We start from the raw sequence: 3795 nt of genomic DNA, 5'->3' as shown, positions 1-3795 counted from the left end.
GGGCGGGCGCTGGCCGGTGGCTTTGGGCCACCGGCCCAAACGCGGAAACGGTGCCACATGACCGAGGCGATGGCCTCGGCCATTTCGGGCCGGGTTTAGGATACGCATCGTATTTTCCCGGCCCTGTGGGAGCGATGAGCCAAGACCGGATCTGCCCATTTTACACAGGCTCGCACCCGGAGGGCGGGGCCGCTCACCCGGTGGCTTTGGGCCAACGGCCCAAACGCGGATACGATGCCGCGTGACCGAGGCGATGGCCTCGGTCAGTTCGGGCGGGATCAGGAAACGTGTCGTGTTTTCCCGGCCTTTTGGGAGCGATGAGCCAAGACCGCATCTGCCCATTTTACACAGGCTCGCACCCGGAGGGCGGGCCGCTCACCCGGTGGCTTTGGGCCAACGGCCAAACGCGGATAAGATGCCGCGTGACCGAGGCGATGGCCTCGGTCATGGGGTGCGTCGGTTGATCTGGTGGCGGCTCGTCACCACAGCGTGGCTCGGCACGCAGCGCGGCGATGGATCACACCAGGCGGCTGACCCCGACTGCCGCTTCCACGAAGCTGGCGAAGAGCGGGTGGGGGGCGAAGGGTTTGGATTTCAGTTCGGGGTGGAATTGAACGCCGATATACCAGGGGTGGCCCTTCACCTCGACGATCTCGGGCAGGCGGCCATCGGGCGACATGCCGGAGAACACCAGACCGCAGGCCTCCAGCTTGTCCTTGAACTGGGTATCCACCTCATAGCGGTGGCGGTGGCGCTCCTCGATGCGGGTGCTGCCATAGATCTCGGCCACTTTCGACCCGGCGACCAGCGTGGCGTCATAGGCGCCCAGACGCATGGTGCCGCCCTTGTCATCACCCAGTTTCCGCGCAACCACATGGTTGCCCTGCACCCATTCCTTCAGGTGATAGACGACGGGGGTAAAGCGCTTGGCGCCGGCCTCGTGGTCGAACTCCTCCGACCCGGCATCCGACAGGCCCGCCAGATTGCGCGCGGCCTCGATCACCGCCATCTGCATGCCAAGGCAGATGCCCAGATAGGGGATGCCCTTCTCGCGGGCATAGCGCGCGGCCTTGATCTTGCCCTCGGTGCCGCGCTCGCCAAAGCCGCCGGGCACGAGGATGGCCTGGAACCGCTCCAGATGCGGGGCGGGGTCTTCCTTCTCGAAGATCTCGCTGTCGATCCACTCGGCCCGCACCTTCACCCGGTTCGCCATGCCGCCATGTGTCAGCGCCTCGGCGATGGATTTATAGGCATCCTCAAGCTGGGTATATTTGCCGACGATCGCCACGCGCACCTCGCCCTCGGGGTTGGTGATGCGGTCCATCACATCTTCCCACCGCGCGAGATTGGGCTTGGGCGCGGGCTCGATGCCGAAAGCGTTCAGCACGGCCTGATCAAGGCCCGCGCGATGATAGGCCAGCGGCGCCTCATAGATGGTTTTCAGGTCATAGGCGGGCACCACGGCCTGTTTGCGCACATTGCAGAACAGGGCGATCTTTTCCAGCTCGCGCTCGGGGATCGGGTGTTCGCTGCGGCAGACCAGCACATCGGGCGCGAGGCCGATGGATTGCAGCTCCTTGACCGAATGCTGGGTGGGCTTGGTCTTCAGCTCGCCGCTGGCCGCCAGATAGGGCAGGAGGGTGAGGTGCATCAGGATACATTCGCCGCGCGGGCGCTCGTGGATGAACTGGCGGATGGCCTCGAAGAAGGGCAGGCCCTCGATGTCGCCCACCGTGCCGCCGATCTCGCAGAGCATGAAATCGCACTCGGCCTCGCCCACGCGGAGGAAATCCTTGATTTCATTGGTGACGTGGGGGACGACCTGAATGGTCTTGCCCAGATAATCGCCGCGGCGCTCTTTCTCCAGCACATTGGAATAGATGCGGCCCGAGGAGATGGAATCGGTCTTGCGGGCCGAAACGCCGGTGAAACGCTCGTAATGGCCGAGGTCGAGATCGGTCTCGGCGCCGTCATCGGTGACGAAGACCTCGCCATGTTCAAAGGGCGACATGGTGCCGGGATCGACGTTCAGATAGGGGTCGAGCTTGCGCAGGCGCACCGAATAGCCGCGCGCCTGCAAAAGTGCGCCAAGCGCGGCAGAGGCCAGCCCCTTGCCGAGAGAGGACACCACGCCGCCGGTGATGAAGATGTAACGTGCCATGCGGTGAACTCCCGTGAATAAACGTCTGGACTGCACGATTCGCCCCTTGGTCACCCATCGGGAATCGCAGCATCACGGGAGTTGAGCCTTAGCCGCATTCCGGCCAAAGCGCAACAGCAACGCTAGATGCTGTCGATGAGAGGGGGCGAGGGGCAAAGGATTGTGGCCCGCGCGGGGGCGGGGAGGAGCGAAGGATTGTGGCCCGCGCGGGGGCGGGCCAGGGGGGCAGGGGCGAGCCCTGCCAGCCGGGGACGGCCTTAGTTGGACGGGGCCGGGGCGGGGGTTGCCGGAGCAGGGGCTGCCGGAGCGGGCGTTGCCGGGGCTGCGGGCGTTGCCGGAGCCGGTGCGGGCGTTGCCGGAGCAGCCGGGGTTGCGGCCTCCGGGCGCGGCGGGGCCAGCGGCGCATCGCCTGCGGGCGCGGGCAGCGTCAGGTCACTCGCGGCGGGCACAGCCGGAGCCTGCGGCACCAGCGAGCCGCCGATCTGCTCGGTCACCGAACCGCCCACATCCCGCGCGGCCAGAATGGTCAGCGTCAGCGAGGTGACGATGAAGCCGGCGGCGAAGATCCAGGTCAGTTTGGTCAGCGCATTGGCCGCGCCGCGGGCGGAAATCGCGCCGCCACCGCCGCCACCCATGCCCAGCCCGCCCCCTTCGGAGCGCTGCAACAGCACAACGCCGATCAGCAGAAGCGCGAGGATCAGGTGGATGGTGAGGATGACGTTTTCCATGGGGCCGCCCAATTCGTGCTACAGATCATGCTGACGCGCCTATCTAGGCGGAAGGGGCGGCGCGCGCAAGCCCTGTGGCTTTATGTTGCGCGGGAACATCCTTCGCCGAAGGATGTCAGGGGGCGCTCGCGCCCCCTCGCCCCTTTGGGGCTCACCCCCTGAGGATATTTAGAAACAGGTGAATGAGCAGGCGCCAGGGCAGACGGTCAGCGCGCCGAGTGTCAGGGACGGGTGGCCTCATAGGTGGCTTGCGTCTCCAGCAGCGCCTCGTCCAGCTTGCGCCCGGTGGCGAAGGGGGCGAGGTGGGCGGGCAGGGCGGTGGTTGCGGGCAGGATGGGCGAGGGTTCGGGCGTGCCAAGGGTGGTGAGGACCGGAATCACCCCGGCCCAGACCGGGTGGCTGCCGTCTTCCGCGTCATCGCCCACATTCACCGCGCGCACCTTGGCCGAAGCGGCCTCGATCTGCATGCGCATCACCGAGGTGGCCTTGATCTCTTGCGCCGCCATCTCGCGCAGCTCGGCATTGCGGCCGGGGATCAGCCGGTCGGTGATGGCCAGGAGCGCCGCCTGTTTCTCGGCGGGATCGGTGACCAGTTCGGCGGTGCCGAAGATCATGGCCGAGCGGAAGTTGCAGCTGTGGTTGAAGGCCGAACGCGCCAGCACGATGCCATCGAGATGCGTGACGGTGAGGCAGACCCGCAGCCCCTTGCCTTGCGCCCCGTTTGCCTGCGCCCGCAGCGCGCGGCTGGCCGAGGAGCCGTGCCAATAGAGCCATTCGCCCTCGCGCCAATGGATCGTGGGCGTGCAATAGGGTTGGCCGTCGATCTGATAGGCCAGATGGCAGATCATCGCCGCATCCAGAATGGCATGCACGGTTGCGCGGTCATAGACCGCCCGTTTGGGGTTG

Annotated in this window: 3 protein-coding genes; all 3 read right to left on the bottom strand. The window is 66.5% G+C overall.

What is annotated here, in order from left to right; all coding sequences use genetic code 11:
* Positions 1-517: 517 nt before the first annotated feature.
* A complete protein-coding gene (locus JNN06_RS02205) occupies positions 518-2161 on the bottom strand; it encodes a CTP synthase (protein WP_291237965.1) in 1644 nt (547 codons plus the stop codon).
* Between the two features lie 257 nt (positions 2162-2418).
* Positions 2419-2889 (bottom strand): preprotein translocase subunit SecG, encoded by a 471-nt coding sequence (secG, locus tag JNN06_RS02200; RefSeq protein ID WP_291237964.1) that lies wholly within the window; start codon positions 2887-2889, stop codon positions 2419-2421.
* 221 nt (positions 2890-3110) lie between these two features.
* A partial coding sequence (locus tag JNN06_RS02195) for a pyridoxamine 5'-phosphate oxidase family protein (protein ID WP_291237963.1) occupies positions 3111-3795 on the bottom strand: 685 nt, incomplete at its 5' end.

The organism is Gemmobacter sp., assembly GCF_016792925.1.
In the GTDB taxonomy this organism is placed as follows: domain Bacteria; phylum Pseudomonadota; class Alphaproteobacteria; order Rhodobacterales; family Rhodobacteraceae; genus Gemmobacter.
The sequence above is the reverse complement of the archived record's forward strand: the minus strand, read 5'-3'. Positions and strand labels throughout refer to the sequence as shown.